Annotated in this window: 13 protein-coding genes; 10 read left to right on the top strand and 3 right to left on the bottom strand. The window is 56.0% G+C overall.

The features are described 5' to 3' along the window. Positions 1–61 precede the first annotated feature (61 nt). Positions 62–760 (bottom strand): hypothetical protein, encoded by a 699-nt coding sequence (locus LC354_RS21930; RefSeq protein WP_223427898.1) that lies wholly within the window; start codon positions 758–760, stop codon positions 62–64. A gap of 260 nt (positions 761–1020) precedes the next feature. Then, a complete protein-coding gene (locus LC354_RS28085; RefSeq protein ID WP_223427915.1) occupies positions 1021–1278 on the bottom strand; it encodes a helix-turn-helix transcriptional regulator in 258 nt (85 codons plus the stop codon). On the opposite strand from LC354_RS28085, the gene LC354_RS21940 reads away from it, so the two are divergent. The 10 genes from LC354_RS21940 to LC354_RS28090 all read left to right on the top strand — a co-directional run bounded on the left by LC354_RS21940 (position 1174) and on the right by LC354_RS28090 (position 13587). Then, entirely contained in the window at positions 1174–1497 is a 324-nt protein-coding gene (locus LC354_RS21940; protein ID WP_223427917.1) for a hypothetical protein, read from the top strand. The genes LC354_RS28085 and LC354_RS21940 overlap by 105 nt on opposite strands. 84 nt (positions 1498–1581) lie before the next feature. Beyond that, a complete protein-coding gene (locus LC354_RS21945) occupies positions 1582–2589 on the top strand; it encodes a helix-turn-helix transcriptional regulator (protein WP_223427900.1) in 1008 nt (335 codons plus the stop codon). Between the two features lie 109 nt (positions 2590–2698). Continuing rightward, complete coding sequence (locus LC354_RS21950) at positions 2699–4222, top strand: DUF1254 domain-containing protein (protein WP_223427901.1); 1524 nt, start codon at positions 2699–2701, stop codon at positions 4220–4222. A gap of 144 nt (positions 4223–4366) precedes the next feature. Then, positions 4367–5869: a DUF1254 domain-containing protein gene (locus LC354_RS21955; RefSeq protein ID WP_223427903.1), complete on the top strand. Its 1503-nt coding sequence runs from the start codon at positions 4367–4369 to the stop codon at positions 5867–5869. 342 nt (positions 5870–6211) lie between these two features. Then, a complete protein-coding gene (locus LC354_RS21960; protein ID WP_223427905.1) occupies positions 6212–7753 on the top strand; it encodes a DUF1254 domain-containing protein in 1542 nt (513 codons plus the stop codon). Positions 7754–7867: 114 nt separating this feature from the next. Then, positions 7868–9379: a DUF1254 domain-containing protein gene (locus LC354_RS21965; protein ID WP_223427906.1), complete on the top strand. Its 1512-nt coding sequence runs from the start codon at positions 7868–7870 to the stop codon at positions 9377–9379. Between the two features lie 149 nt (positions 9380–9528). Beyond that, on the top strand, positions 9529–9942 hold the full coding sequence (locus LC354_RS21970; RefSeq protein ID WP_223427908.1) for a hypothetical protein: 414 nt from the start codon (positions 9529–9531) through the stop codon (positions 9940–9942). Between the two features lie 395 nt (positions 9943–10337). Next, positions 10338–11000 (top strand): hypothetical protein, encoded by a 663-nt coding sequence (locus tag LC354_RS21975; protein WP_223427909.1) that lies wholly within the window; start codon positions 10338–10340, stop codon positions 10998–11000. Between the two features lie 17 nt (positions 11001–11017). After that, a complete protein-coding gene (locus LC354_RS21980) occupies positions 11018–12544 on the top strand; it encodes a DUF1254 domain-containing protein (protein WP_223427911.1) in 1527 nt (508 codons plus the stop codon). A 581-nt stretch (positions 12545–13125) separates the two neighbouring features. Then, complete coding sequence (locus tag LC354_RS28090; RefSeq protein ID WP_223427916.1) at positions 13126–13587, top strand: HEPN domain-containing protein; 462 nt, start codon at positions 13126–13128, stop codon at positions 13585–13587. A 122-nt stretch (positions 13588–13709) separates the two neighbouring features. On the opposite strand, the gene LC354_RS21990 is transcribed toward LC354_RS28090, so the two are convergent. Next, positions 13710–14480, bottom strand: coding sequence for a tyrosine-type recombinase/integrase (locus LC354_RS21990; RefSeq protein WP_223427914.1), 771 nt, complete (start codon positions 14478–14480; stop codon positions 13710–13712). Between the last annotated feature and the right edge of the window lie 292 nt (positions 14481–14772).

Raw genomic sequence — 14772 nt, forward strand, 5'->3', positions numbered from 1 at the left:
CATGACCGCTGAGACATAATCAAGGGTGGGTCAAATCTCGGTGAAAATACCGGGTCACTTCTCAGCGAAAATCAACAATAGAGCGCTTCATAAAGCTTGGCAGTTTCGCGACTGCGGCGATTGGGATCCATGGACCAGAAAGCTGGCGGCTTGTATCGTTCCATGAAGTTATGGGCAGAGATGACCGAAGCGGAAGCGTTTTCAAGCCAGCAAAAAATCTGGGCGCGCTGTGAACCGTATCCGCAGAAAACAGATACTCGCCGGTGCGGTCACCTTCGACTATTTCAACGATGCGCAGGGGTGTGCCGGGCAGACGAAGCCCGGTGGTGGATTGATCATCAAGGTCGTCAGGCCCGGGAAGGGCCGCAGCGTCGATGGCTTTGACCCGCCCAAGGATATCCAGAAGGTACAGAGCCGTTTGCGATCCTGTCTCGCGCCGAGAGGCCAAGGGCAGTTGAGACAGATCGATCAGGGCCCGGATTTGCCCGATCACAAGTGCAACCTGAACTGCGTTCGTCGTGTTCTGTTGCTTCCAATATGTTCCCAACGAGGTTTCGAGGTCGTCGCGCAAGTTGTATAGTGACTGCAAAGTACTGCGCGGGCTTTCCGTGCGGGTCGGCGTAATCTCGGCGGTTTCGATCCTCTCCGGCATGGGATCCAGCTCACTGGCGTTGCTGCCCTGGGTTACCTGCTGTGCTATGAGCTGAGATGCGCAGAACAGTGAAACCATAGCCACCAGCAGAAATCTTGAAAATGCCATGTCTTATCCCTCTGGCCATCTGGCTCATTGCTTGGTTCATCGAACGCTTTGAAGGTGCAGCCCCCAAGCGGCGGAGTCGACCGCTCAGATTAAGATATGAAGGAACTCCTCCACTGGTTTTGGTCATGTCGCGCCAAAATTTGTGAGTTTTGTGCAAACCTTTTCAGCGCTACTTCGTTCAGTTGAGCCTTCGAAATTGGCAGATCAGTGGATTGTGTACCGTTGTGCGGCCAAACGCCGATCGCTCTGCTAAAGCGGGGTCAGCTTTTGGCTCTCTCGGGCAAAGCCTGCTCCAGCATCTTGTTCTGACAGCGTTTGGGCGATTGGCCTGTCCATTTATGGAATGCGCGACAGAAATTGCTTGGGTCTGTATATCCAAGGGCCTGTGCAATCTCTGAAATGTTCAGGTCGTCTTGGACAAGCAGTTCCAGCGCATGCTGGCGTCTGGTGCGTTCGACCACTTTGGAAAACGACGTCCCCTGGTGGGCAAGGTGACGCTGAAGAGACCGAGCACTCAAGCCAAGAGCAAAGGCAACCTCTGCAATGCGTGGATCCGCATTTTTCAACGCACGTCCTACGGCCCGTTCGACCATCTCGACGACTTTGGCTGGATTGCGCTGAATCAAACGATTTCTCTCTCTACTGTGTTATGCTGCCACTTCAAGATAGATCGTGCTGTGGGCGTGTTTTGGTCTGAGCGCGCCAAATCGTGCGAAATTGAGTTTGGCGCGATATGACCAAAATGGCCTGCGTTTGGGTGCTAAGGGTTTTTGAGGAATGAATTGGCTTACTCCGCAATGGAGTGGTCGGCGGGGGGAAAGATGGACAAGATTTCTACATGCCGGGCGGCGTATCTCATACCGTTTCTTGACGTCTTGCGCGACATTGGCACCCCGGTCGAACGAGAGTTGGAGCGGGCGAAATTACCGGCGATGGTCGAGGAAACGCCGGAAGAACCTATCAGCAAGGCATTTGCTGTTGAATTCCTCGCTGCCAATGAAAAGCGTGAAGGTATTGATGATCTTGGCTGGCTGGGAGTACATCATCATTCAATGTCGATCTTCAGTACTGATCTGCTGACCGCTCTAATGCCCATGCCCACGGTCAAAGCGCGCCTTGACCGCTTTGCGGGCCTATCCGAACTGGAAGATTCCGATGTCAACATCGGTATTGCCGAGTCTGATGCCATTGCAGAGGTGTTTTGCGATGTTGTTCAACCTAAGGAATTGAAGGGCTATGACATTGCGGAATGGGTCCAAGTCTATGTTCTGATTGATATTGTTCGCAGTATCATGGGCAAAGGCTGGTCCCCTGACGAGATAAGGTTCAAGTCTGATTTCAGCGTCTGCGACGCCGCGCGCGAAGCGAACCCGAATACACGTTTCCTCTCGCAATCGGTCCACACGTCGATCATCATGCCATCCTCGGTTCTCGCCGCCAGCCAACTGACCTGCGGGGCGGCACAGGTGCCCGAGCTGAGCATTCCCGATAAACGGCACGGGACTGAAAACCTGAAACGTCTGATGCGCCCCTACCTTCGCGAAGGGACCCCCAAGATCGAGGTGCTCGCCGAAATCATGGGGGTGAGTCCAAGGTCGCTGCAACGCAAACTCAAGCAATCAGGTTCCAGCTATTCAGAACTCATCGAAACCACACGTTTCGAAATGGCGGCCGAAATTCTGGCGGCTTCGGACACTCCGCTGATCGACGTGGCGATGACGCTTGGCTATGAAAACCAGTCCAATTTCGGACGCAGTTTTCGACGCATCTCCGGGATCAGCCCCGGCAAATATCGCCGAGAGGTGATCGGTCGGGAACGCGCCGCCTGATTTGGCGCGATCGGACCAAAAACGGCGCACGTTCTCCGACATCATCCGAGACATCGACTCATGGCACGACAACGCGCGTGGGTCCCTCGGATCGCTCAGGAGAAGATACATGAAAGTACTACACCTTCGAAAAACGCTTTACGGTGTCAGCATTCTGGCGCTTACCAGTTCAGTTGGTTTCGCCCAGACGCCGACATACAAGATGACCACAGATATTCCGCCGGAGATCACCACGCCTGACAGCGTGGACACCTCGATCGGGACCCTCAACTTTTTCGATGGCGTGCCGAACAAGGAAACGATCGACACGGTCTATGACTACATGGACCGAGCCCGGGCCGTGCAGGCCTATGTCTCGACCGTGCCGGGTGTGTCGCAGTTCGCCATGCGACAGGGCCAGCGTGACATCGGCGCCACCAAGGTCAATCAGATCCTGATCTGGGACAAGCTGGCGGATTCCAAGAGTCTTTTCCTGACCGGAAATACGTCCACAGTCTATGCTTGGACCTATACCGATCTGGCCAATGACGGGCCGACGGTGATCGAGTTGCCTCCGGGAATGCTGGGTGCTGTCAATGATATGTGGTTCCGCTATGTCAGCGACCTTGGCGTCGCTGGCCCCGATCAGGGTAAGGGCGGGAAGTATCTTGTTCTGCCACCGGGTTATGACGGCGATGTGCCCGATGGCTATTTCGTGGTGCGCCCTGAGACCTTTGGAAACTGGATCTTCTTGCGCGCCTATATCAGCGATGGCATTGATAAAGCGGTGCAGGGTGTGAAGGACAATCTGAAGATTTATCCGCTGTCGATGGTGGATAACCCGCCTGCGCCGGAGTTCCTCAGCATGTCGGGGCGCGAGGGCTACAACGCCGTCCCGCCGAATGACTATAGCTACTGGGAATCTCTGAACCAGATCATCCAGGAAGAACCCATCGGCGCACATGATCCCGAAACGCGTGGGCTTCTGGCTGCGCTGGGGATTGTCAAGGGCCAGCCCTTTGCCCCCGATGATCGCATGAAGGCGATCTTGACTGACGCGGTGGCCATCGGCAACGCCTATGCCCGTGCCAACACGGTTGTCCCCAAGGATAGCGACCAGCGCATCTATGGCCCCGACAGTGAATGGGTCATGGCCTTTGCCGACAAGGACACGACATTCCTGATCGACGGCGCGCGCCGATACGACTCGCGTTTGTGGATGCACTACAACGCCGTCGTCGTGACGCCGGCAATGGCGGTAACCGTGCCGGGCAAAGGCTCTGACTACGGCATCGCCGGAATGGCGAAGGGCGGAGAGGTGCTGGACGGTGCCAAGACTTACAAGCTGACGATCCCCAAGGACCCACCCGCCAAGGATTTCTGGGCCGTCACGCTCTATGATACCCAGACCCGGTCGCAGCTTCAGACCGATCAGCAGTTCCCGACACTGGGCAGCCAGACCGACAGTATCAAAACCAACGCCGACGGATCCTACGACATCTACTTCGCGCCCGAGGCCCCAGAGGGTCAGGAAGGCAACTGGCTCCAGACCATCCCTGGCAAGAGCTGGTTCATCATCCTGCGCATGTACGGGCCAGAGCAGGCCTGGATCGACAAGAGCTGGAAGCCGAGCGAGATCGAACTGGTCGAGTGACCGAATGAACCGGGGCCGGAGCACATGCTCCGGCCCTTTCTTTTGGCGCGATATGACCAAAATCCACCCCCGCAACGATATAGCATGTTTGCAGAATACGACGAGATCACGCGTCGTCCTGCATCAACCTTCAAGGAGAAGAAAATGAAAAAATCCCTGTTACGCAACACAACCGTCGCGGGCGCATTCGCGCTGATGTCTGTGGTCGGCACCCAGCCGGTGCTGGCGCAGGACGGCACGTCCACCGCTATGACCTACGCGGGCGAACTCCAGTTCCAGGGACAGTCGATTACCAAAGACACTGCCGCTTTCCTGCATCGCCGGATCCTCGAACAGCGCGCCACCCAGCTTGTCACCTGGGCCATGCCGATGATGAATTTTGAAACGCTCTACCCGGCGCTTCATGCCAACCTGAAAACCTCTCAGGGCATGGATGTCTCGGACGAGGATATCTTTTTTGGCCTCTATGACGGATATGACGGCGTTTATCCGTTCATGACAGCCAACGTGACGACACCTTATACCATCGGGTTCTCGGATTTGTCGCAGACCGGACCAATTGTGGTCGAGTTGCCCCCCGGTGCAATCTATGGCGTCATCGACAACGCGTGGATGGAGCCCATTCACGAGATCACCGGCACGCCCGGAAAACTGTTGCTCGTCGGGCCGGGACAGAATGCTCAGATTGACTTCGACGGCACCATTATTCAATCCGACACGTTCCGGGTGTTCTACTTCTACCGTGCTCTGGGGACTGGCGATGATGCCAAGGCCCTCAGGACCTCCGTGAAGGCCTATAAATTGTCGGAGGCCGACAATCCGCCGGATACGAAGTTTGTCAAATACGAACCCAAACCGGGCGACGCGATCGCGCTTAACACTCCGCCGCGCGATATGCAGTTCTGGGAGTTGGTGAACACCTATGTTCAGCGTGAACCGATGGCTGAGCGTGATCGGTTCTTTTATGCGTGGCTGAAGGACCTCGGCATCGAAAAGGGCAAGCCGTTCAACCCGACGGATGCGCAGAAGGAGATCCTTCAGGCCGGTCTCGACGTTGGCATGGCGATGTCTCAGGCGATCTCGTTCAACAAGACGCGCGAGATGTTCCCTACCTCGCTCTACGGCGACAACTCCGGGTTTGAGGACGCCATGGCCGGTATGAACCCCGCCATCGATCTGCCGACCTATTCGATGTTCAACGAACGGGCCTCCTACGGGTTTGAGGCGACGACAACGTCGGCAGGCATGGTCTCCCGCACGCCCGGCGAGGGCTCGGCCTATCTGGGCGCCTACTACGACGCGGACGGTGATGCGCTGATGGGCGGTCAGAATTACACGATGAACATCGGCCCAAATCCGCCGGCGAAGAATTTCTGGTCGGTCACGGTCTATGACATCGAGAACCGTCTGATCATCCGCAACGAACAGAAACGGTCGGACCGGTCTTCGCGTTCAGAGGGGCTTATCACAAACGACGATGGGTCGGTTGATCTCTATTTCGGCCCGAAGGCACCGGATGGAAAAGACGGCAACTGGATACAGACTAACGAGGGTCAGTCCTTCTTTGTCTATCTGCGGCTCTATGGCCCCGAACAGGCCTATTTCGACCAGACCTTCCCGATGACGCCGATCAAGAAGGTAGAGTGACGTCGGTTTCGCCGCGCTTCTACGGTCCCCTCAAGGTCTTCAACGACAAGACCTGGGTGCCAAATGATGTGGTGTTGATCGAATAATTCCAATCAAGAGAAAAGTATCAGCGGGCCGGGGTCTTTCCGGCCCGTTTTCTCTTGCGCGTCATCCTTTTCGAAACACGGCCCACCGTCGATTTTCAACCCGCGACCATCGCCTGAAACTGCGCCGCTTCATGATGGTGCGCGATCAGTCCGGTGGCGCGATCTGACCAAACAACGTGATCAGAATCAGCAATACTGTGGTCACGTTCAACAGTCACCTGACTGGTGCGGACCCAGAAACATACAGGAGATTGAAATGCCAACATTCAGACGGACAACCATGTTACTGAGTGCAAGCGTGCTTGCCATCAGCGCTCTTCCCGGACTTGCCGACGCCCCGCAAATGAAGATGACCACCGATATCCCATCGTCGATCACGACGCTGGACAGCGTTGATACTTCCATCGGAACGATGAAGTTCTTTGATGGCGTTCCAGATGCGGCCAGTGTTGCGGCGAGTTATGACTATCTGGACCGATCCCGAGCGGTCAACGTCTTCATCAACTCAATCCCGATGATGTCGGCCTACATGCTGCGCGAAGGTCAGGCGAAAATTGGGGCAGATACCAGCAACAAAATCGCCATCTGGGACAACCTGATGGATTCCACAACCCTGCTGCTGACCGGCAACACCTCGACCATGTATGCGGTCGGCTTTCTCGACCTGGCCACGGACGGCCCCACTGTGATTGACCTGCCACCCGGAATGCTGGGCGTGCTGGACGACATGGCATTCCGCTACATGACAGATCTTGGCGTTGCCGGTCCAGACAAGGGCAAGGGCGGAAAGTTTCTTGTGCTCCCGCCCGACTATGACGGCGACGTGCCGGACGGGTATTTCGTGATCCCTTCCAAGACCAACGGCGTCTGGGTCTTTACCCGCGGCTATCTCGACAAGACCATGCCGCTGGACCAAGCGATTCCCAAGGCATCGAAGAACATCCGTGACCACATGCAGGTCTATCCCCTGAAGGTGGCGGACAATCCTCCGGCGACCGAGTTCATCAACGTCTCCGGCAAGCAGATGAACACCATCGTTCCCAACGATTACAGCTTCTTTGAGAAACTGCATGACCTGATCCAGAGCGAACCCGACGACTATCTCGGGCCGGAAGCCAAGGGAATGATGGCAGCCATTGGTATCGTCAAGGGCCAGCCATTTGCGCCTGATGACCGGATGAAGAAGGTCCTGATCGACGCAGCCGCGATCGGAAACACCGCCGCGCGCGCGATCAGCTATTACCCGCGCGATCCCGGCAACATGCTCTACGGCAAAGACAGCGCCTGGATCATGGCCTATGCCAACAAGGACACCGCGTTCGTGAAGGATGGCGCATACAACCTCGAAGCGCGGGCGCTGTTCCACTTTGGCTATATCGTCGTCTCGCCCGCCATGGCGGTGACCGTCGCGGGCAAAGGCTCGGACTACGCCCTGATCGCGGTGGATGCGAAAAAGCAGGTATTGGACGGGTCCAAAACCTACAAACTGACGATGCCCAAGGACGTGCCTGCCAAGGATTTCTGGGCGCTGACGATGTACGACACGCAGACCCGCTCGCAGCTTCAGACCGACCAGCAATTCCCGACGCTGGGCAGCCAGACCGAAGGTATCAAGACCAACGAGGACGGATCTTACGACATCTACTTTGCACCCGAAGCCCCCAAGGGACAGGAAGGCAACTGGTTGCAGACCATTCCGGGCAAAAGCTGGTGGCTCGCGCTGCGGATTTATGGCCCGGAACAGGCTTGGATCGATCAAACTTGGAAGCCGGGTGAGATCGAAATGGTCACGCAATAAAGGCTGACGTCAACTTTTCAGACGACAGCGATTGAAACCCAAAGATACCGATCAATGACCATTTCCGATCCTTGGCGGCAAATGCTGCTGGCTTTCACAACTGAGGAGATCACCATGAGACAAAAATCCATCAAGGCGCTGATGTGCGGCGCAAGTGCTCTTGCTTTCGCATTCACCCCGGCACTGGCCGAGACTCCCACGTACAAGATGACCACCGATATCCCCGCAAACGTCGTTACACCGGATCGCACGGAAACGCGGATCGGGACGTTGGAATTTGTGGACGGTGTTCCAACCCCGGAAACGTCGCAGGCGCTGTGGGATCATCTGGACTTCAGCCGCGCGGTCGAGACGATGATCATGACCACGCCTGCGGCGTCTCTGTCCGGATTTCGCAGAGGCATGCGCGAACTGGGGCCTGATAACGAAACCATGATCTACTGGCATGGTCGCCTTGATTCAAAGGGCCTCTTGCTGACCGGCAACACGACAGTGGTTTACACCTTCATGTGGATCGACCTGAAAGATGGGCCAATGATCATGGAAACGCCGCCGGATGTTCTGGGCATCATCGACAACGCCTGGTTCCATTACCTGACCGATTTTGGCAATGCCGGCCCAGACAAAGGCAAGGGCGGCAAATACCTTCTGGTGCCACCGGGATATGAGGGCGAGCTGCCCGAAGGCTATATCGTGCGCCATTCCGAGACCTACGGTCATTGGCTCGCAATGCGCGGCTTCATGACCGATTTCGAGGCCGATCCGGTTGTCGACAACATGAAATCCCATTTCCGCCTGTACCCGATGGGAGAAGACCCCGAGGAAGTGAACTGGGTCGATGTGGCGATGACAGAAATCAACACACTGCACGCGCAGGACGCGACGTTCTTTGAGGAAGTGAACGAGATTGTTCAGGAGGAGCCGAATTCTGCGTGGAGCGAAGAAGTCCTCGGCTTGATGCGCTCCATCGGTATCGAAAAGGGCAAGCCTTTTGCACCGGATGAGCGGATGCAGAAAATCCTGGCCGAGGCGGCGGCAGTTGGTACTGCGGCGCAGCGCTCGATCATCTGGGCAAATCGTGATGAAAACCGCATCATCTGGCCGGACAGCAAAAGCTGGGAAAAGGGCTTTGCCGGTGGCAGCTACGAGTTCCTGAATGATGGCATCCGCCTGATCAACTCGCGCGTGCGGTTCCACTTCTATGCCACCGGCATCACGCCGGCGATGGTGAAGCCTCCGATCGGCGCCGGGTCGCAATATGTGATCGGTCTGCGCGATGCCGAAGGCGCGCCACTTGACGGAGCCAAGACCTATCGTGTGCATGTGCCGCCAAATGTTCCGGCCCGCCGGTTCTGGGACATCACGGTCTATGACAACATGACCCGATCCATGCTTCAGGTCGACAGCCCTTACCCCGCTGTCACCAGCATCGATAAGGCCGTCGTGCAGAATGACGATGGATCCTGGGATGTCTTTTTCGGTCCGGAACGTCCGGACGGCGCGGACAACTGGATTCAGACCATTCCCGGCAAAGGCTGGAACATGCTGTGGCGCATATATGGCCCCGAACAGGCTTGGTACGATGGCGAATGGCAGCCCGGCGAGGTCGAAGTAGTCAGCGATTAGTGCCACAGGGTTTGAGACCGCCAGCGCTATGCTGGCGGTCCACTCCCGCGGACCAAAAACCTGCGCACTTGGCGCGCTCTGACCAAAACGGACCCCTGGCGCATGGGATAATTCGACAATCATTCAATTTCCAAAAAAGGAGAAGATAAATGAAACTCTCTGAAGGACTTGCCGCACTCGCCGAAAAGGCGAAAAATGTCGAAACACGCGTTGATGAATATACGCGTGAGGAACAGGCCAAACGCGACGCGCTCAAAGCAAAGTGGAGTGCGGAATACGCAAAAGCCGAGAAGGACTGGAACAGCGCCGTTGCCGAGATTGATACCAGCATGAACACGTGGTGGTCCGGCATCCAGTCGAACTACGAAACCCACAAGGCCGATCAGAAAGCCAAATGGGACGCCTGGAAAGCGGAACGGGATCTGGCGAAGGCCGAGAGGAACGCAGAGGCGGATGCCGCTGCTGCGATTGCCTACGCCCAGCTTGTTTCCGAAGAGGCGCAGGCCATCGCGATGGAAGCCGTTGGAGCCCGTGCCCATGCGGAAGGCCTGAAGGCCGGATAAGGTTCCGCGGATTGCCGGGGGCGGGGTGCCGACTCGGCATTATCGAACCGTTCATGCCGACTTGAGGATCATCGTGGGATTTCTTCTGAGGTTCCAGTTCTGATTGCGCGGCGGCTTAGAACGCAAACTGTATTGGTTGACGAATTCCAGATTGGCGCTGGATGGATAATGGGAACGCCGCCATGCGCCGAAGATGCTTATGCGTCGGGTCACCTCGTCGCCAGATCTAATATAAGGGATCAAACGCTATGACGAACACTCGGAAAAACTACACTGTCGCGTACCTGGCAGCCCTGTTGCTTGCTGCAACTGCGCTGCCCGGCGCGGGGCAGGGAACAGACGCTGCATCTCTCGCGCAGGCCAACAATCCTCTCGCGGCGTTCAAGACGTTCAACTTGCAAAACCAGTACAACGGCTCTCTGACCGGAACAGATTCAACTGCCAATTCATTCTTTCTGCGAGGCGCTCTACCTGTTTCCGCCTTTGGAGGAGATTGGCTGGTACGTGCTACTTTGCCGATCAACAACTTTCCCGATCCCGTCAAAGGCGGAAAAACCACCGGACTTGGGGACTTCAACGTCTTCGCGGCTTATCTGATAGATACCGGAAACCCCAACCTTAGTTTCGGTATCGGGCCACAAATCACGGCTCCGACCGCTACCAAGGATGCAACGGGCTCGGGGAAATGGTCGGCAGGTCTGGCCAACGTGTTGTTCAATACGGCCACACCTGGATTCCAGTGGGGCTATCTGTTGACGTGGCAGGCCAGTTTTGCGGGCGAAAGCGACCGGGCGGATGTCAATTCAGGCGCATTTCAACCTTTGTTAATCAAGCAAGTGGGCAACGGCTGGTACCTGAGATCAACAGCGATCTGGACCTACGACTTTGAGACTGACAATTACAACATCCCGATCGGATTTGGTGCAGGGCGTGTGGTCACGAAACCAAATGTCACCATCAATTACTTCATTGAGCCTCAATATTCAGTGGCGTCCGATGGAGATGGACAGATGGAATGGGGCGTATTTGCTGGCGTCAACTTTCAGTTTGCCAAATAACATAAATGGAGAAACTGATGCATAAGACTTTGACAACCGCCCTTCTTGTTTCCACCTGCCTGGCCACCAGCGCCTTGGCTCAGGAAGCCCAGCTTGTTGGCGATTTATTCACCAACCCCGGCGCGCCGCAGGCCAGCAGCGATTTCCGGTCTGCGCCGTTGAGCATCGATACCAACTTTGCGAAAATGGAATTCGTTGGCGGCGGGTTCCCGACCGAAGAGTCTGCGCAGGCGCTGTATGATGCACTGGACCTGCAACGCGCCACGCAAGCTTACATGGATTTTTATCCCGCACTTTCGCTCTATGCTATCGTCAAGTCACAGGCCCGTGATCTCAAGTTCGAAAGCTCGTCGGACATTGGCGTGATGGCGGACTACATGAACTCCAATCAACCCTATTTGACCGGCAACAACAGCACGATTTATGCAGTGGCATCGCTGGATCTGGGCGTCGATGGCCCCACCGTTGTCGAGATCCCGGCCGGTATGTTTGGCACCGCCAATGACGCGGTGTTCAAGTACCTGACCGATTTCGGCGCAACTGGCCCGGATATGGGGGAAGGCGGGAAATATCTTTTCCTGCCTCCCGATTATACCGGTGATGTGCCCGACGGGTATTTTGTGATGCGCTCGCCGGGCTACCGGGTCTGGACCATGATGCGCGCGTTCGTCGATGTCGGAACCGGCGACAAGGCGGTGGAGTGGTTTGAACAGAATTTCAAGGTCTTCCCACTGGAGACCGGCCCGCGCGAGGCGCGTTATGTCAACGCAAGCGAGGTGGGCATGAACCCGCTTCCTCCAGAGGACGGAACAGTCTTCGAGATGCTCAACGAGATCATACAGCACGAGCCGTCCGAACTGTTTGACCCCGAGCAGCTCGGTCGTCTGGCCACTCTGGGCATCGAAAAGGGCAAATCTTTCGCCCCGGACGCGCGCATGGCCGTAATCCTCGATCAGGGGGCCAAGCAGGGCACGGCCATGTCCCGGGCCATCGTCTACGCATCGCGCGAGCCTGATATCCGCTATTGGCCGGACCGGCAGTGGGAAAAGATGTTTGTGCGCAATACCGAGTTCACCCGGGACAGCGGCGCCAATGACATCGATGCCCGCACGCTGTGGCACTACCAGGCGATTGTGGTGTCCCCCAACCTTCTGTCGACCACCCCGGGCGTGGGAACGGCCTATCTTACGTCCTTCAGGGATGCGGATGGCGGGTTTCTTGATGGGAGCAAGTCCTACCGGCTGAACGTCCCCGCAAATACGCCGGTCAAACGGTTCTGGGCCGTAACGGCCTATGATCCAGCCACCCGTGGACTGTTGGCATCGGACGGCCAAATCACGGTTGGCAGCCAGACCGACCCCGTGGTCAACGCGGATGGATCGGTGGATCTGTATTTCGGTCAATCGGTACCTGAGGGATTCGAGGCGAACTGGATCAAGACCGACCCATCCAAGGGGTTCTTCACGGTTTTCCGCTTCTACGGCCCGCTTGAAGGCTACATTGAAAAAACATGGGTACTGAACGACTTCGAGTTAACTGAGTGATTTCCGTACCATTGATTGTAGCTAAAGACACGCGAGGTGCGGGCGGCGTTGCACACCTGCCTGCTCCCGCATGACGGCACAAGCACCCATCATCAAAACGATAGGCGGTTCGTCCGGCGGCAGCACCAATTCCTTGGCTGTCCGTGCCTGGAACTATTGGCTGTATTCCACCACAGGCGGACATTCTGGCGCATCGCCTGTCTCAAAGCCCGCTGTCTCGTATGGGCACGGCGAACGGTCGGATTGGAATTTGGAGATTTGGCATGCATTGAATGGCTGGTATGGGGAATTCGTGCTGCGCTGCCGCTGAACCTGTGTGTCTGGATCGTGTGTCGACGCCACGATCTGCGCTGCAGTCGCATCAGGCTGGTTTGTCCGCTGTGTGTGAATTCGCCTCGCTCCTGATTTCACCGATGCAGCGAACGGCAGGTTTGACGGGCCGCATCGCAGCATACAACATGGTTTGCGAGCGGCAGCTTTGGGCCGAAAGCGCCAGTTGGAGCTACTCCGGCGAAGGTCACAAAAGAGCAGACCAGCCCCTTGAACATTTCTCAGAGCGACCGAGGCGCACCAGTGGCACAATGGGAACCTTTTGTCAGGTGGCGAGCACTAAGCACCTAGTTTCAAGCATTAAGGACACGTCAGACACCACTCGATTGGCAACTCAGTTGTTCGATCTCATTAACCGAGACTTGCCTTACTGGCAGTCGGAGGGACCTATCGGATCACCGCTCTCCGAAGAACGCTTCAATAAGGGGTTTGCATCCCCGTCATTTAATAAAATTGCATCATACTTCGGAAGGTTTGGTCATGTAGATTATAAGCGTGACTTGGGCTTCATATTGGCGGGAGATTTTGCAACCTGCAAAACTCTAATCAATCATATTGTCGATATTCGAAACAAGATTGCGCATGGCAACCCAAGCCTGTCCAAAACGCCTTCTGATCTGTTGGATGCGGCATCAACCGTTCAGGTGTTTTGCCGCTCTACTGACGATGTATTTGCAAGGTGGTGCAAGCAAAACCTATGTCCGATTAGGTGAACGTATCTGTAGCCCAAATATCATGGTTGGAACGTGACTTCCGTTCATTCATGCCCCGATAAACGTGACTGCACCGTAACATCCGACGGACTTGTGGCGCCGACCTTAATTGGAGGTGGGCGTCACTTTCTTGGATCGGTGGCGTCGACCCAGTTACGTTTGACTTCGAACTCAGGACCGTCGTCATAGTGACGTATCGCACCAGCTTCCTTGTGACCCAAGATAGCACGTTGCACTTGAATGTCGGCACCAGCACGGCGCATGGCATTCACGAACGTAGAACGCAGGGAGTAGAGAGCTTTCTGAGGGTCTTCGATTGGTTCCTGCATCTTCTCACGGAGTAAGCGACCAAAGTTGTGCCGTACCGATCCTACCTTATCCGTCTTGATCGATTGGAAGGTTTCTAGCCCGCCAGATGCCACCCATTCTGGGAAATCGGCGATCTCTGGGTGTAAGGGGACGATCCTGGTCGAACTTTCGGTTTTACTTCCTGTGATACGTATCCACGCCTTGGTAACATCGTCAGGCTTCAGTCTAATGACCTCGATAGGGCGCATCCCAGAGAAAGATAGCACACGCACTACCATGTGGATGGCCTCTCGCCGTGCATCAGAAAGTCCCTTCGCAGGCGCCCCCCATTGTCTGTCAGCAGCCTGAAGTATGCGTGTGACTTCTGCTGGGGCAAAGGGCTTCCATTTTCTCTCTTCGATGGGACGCTTGTCTTTTGGTAACCTGACCCCAATCATCGGGTTTTCCGATATGATATCTTCATCAAACGCAAAGGCGAAGATGCCTTTGATTGGCGTAAAGACAGCGTGGATAGATGAAACCTGAACCGTACCGATCAAGTCATCCCGCAACTTCTTCAGGTCCTCGGTCAGAACATGGGCCAAAGGTACGTCGCCAGTTATGGCAACAAGTCTCGCTACCTCTCGACGGTACTTTGATCGGGTTCCAGGTCTGATTGAATTGAAGCGGCAATATTTGTAGCGCGACAATCTGGATGCGAGGAGCGCGTCAATCAGGATGAGAATCCTTGGTCGCGACACTTGAGACGATGCCGTCGTTTTCTATCGCGATCAAGGGTTTTGTGTTTTTGATTGTCGCGGCGCGTCAATCAGCTTGGATGTTAGCCGGTGTCGCTCTTTGAGCTGGGCGCCCAGGCCCCTTTGCTTGTTCGGCGGC

Origin of the sequence: Tateyamaria pelophila (assembly GCF_019966495.1) — a bacterium.
Lineage (GTDB): Bacteria > Pseudomonadota > Alphaproteobacteria > Rhodobacterales > Rhodobacteraceae > Tateyamaria > Tateyamaria pelophila.

Coding starts and splice junctions, on each gene's coding strand:
- LC354_RS21930 (WP_223427898.1), bottom strand. CDS start 760: ATGGCATTTTCAAGATTTCTGCTGGTGGCTATGGTTTCACTGTTCTGC.
- LC354_RS21945 (WP_223427900.1), top strand. CDS start 1,582: ATGGACAAGATTTCTACATGCCGGGCGGCGTATCTCATACCGTTTCTT.
- LC354_RS21950 (WP_223427901.1), top strand. CDS start 2,699: ATGAAAGTACTACACCTTCGAAAAACGCTTTACGGTGTCAGCATTCTG.
- LC354_RS21955 (WP_223427903.1), top strand. CDS start 4,367: ATGAAAAAATCCCTGTTACGCAACACAACCGTCGCGGGCGCATTCGCG.
- LC354_RS21960 (WP_223427905.1), top strand. CDS start 6,212: ATGCCAACATTCAGACGGACAACCATGTTACTGAGTGCAAGCGTGCTT.
- LC354_RS21965 (WP_223427906.1), top strand. CDS start 7,868: ATGAGACAAAAATCCATCAAGGCGCTGATGTGCGGCGCAAGTGCTCTT.
- LC354_RS21970 (WP_223427908.1), top strand. CDS start 9,529: ATGAAACTCTCTGAAGGACTTGCCGCACTCGCCGAAAAGGCGAAAAAT.
- LC354_RS21980 (WP_223427911.1), top strand. CDS start 11,018: ATGCATAAGACTTTGACAACCGCCCTTCTTGTTTCCACCTGCCTGGCC.
- LC354_RS28090 (WP_223427916.1), top strand. CDS start 13,126: ATGGGAACCTTTTGTCAGGTGGCGAGCACTAAGCACCTAGTTTCAAGC.